This window comes from Paraburkholderia sp. SIMBA_030, from assembly GCF_046535245.1.
Taxonomy (GTDB): Bacteria; Pseudomonadota; Gammaproteobacteria; order Burkholderiales; family Burkholderiaceae; genus Paraburkholderia.
Genome location: NZ_JAWRXB010001148.1, coordinates 1 through 252, shown reverse-complemented (window position 1 = coordinate 252; position 252 = coordinate 1). Strand labels below are relative to the sequence as shown.

Genomic DNA, 252 nt, shown 5'->3' with positions numbered 1-252 from the left:
ACCTGCCACTGGAACAGGCGCGGGCAATCCTGCTGGAACGGGGATGGCCAACCCCCGAGGACGTGCCCAATGAACCTTGAACGGGTTGCGCTGGTGCTGGCATTGCTGTGGCTGATGACGCTGCAGCACAGCGTTGCGCAGGCGTTCGACCCGTTCAGCGCCGCCGGCATCGACCCGGCGCGGGTCGGCGAGCATCTGGCGCTGGACACTCGGTTTATCGATCAGCGCGACCGTCCGGTTCGTCTGGGCGAC

1 protein-coding gene is annotated in these 252 nt (G+C 66.7%); it reads left to right on the top strand.

Annotated elements, in window-relative coordinates:
* Positions 1–69 precede the first annotated feature (69 nt).
* On the top strand, positions 70–252 hold a 183-nt coding region (locus SB772_RS43630; RefSeq protein WP_410838982.1), incomplete at its 3' end, for a hypothetical protein.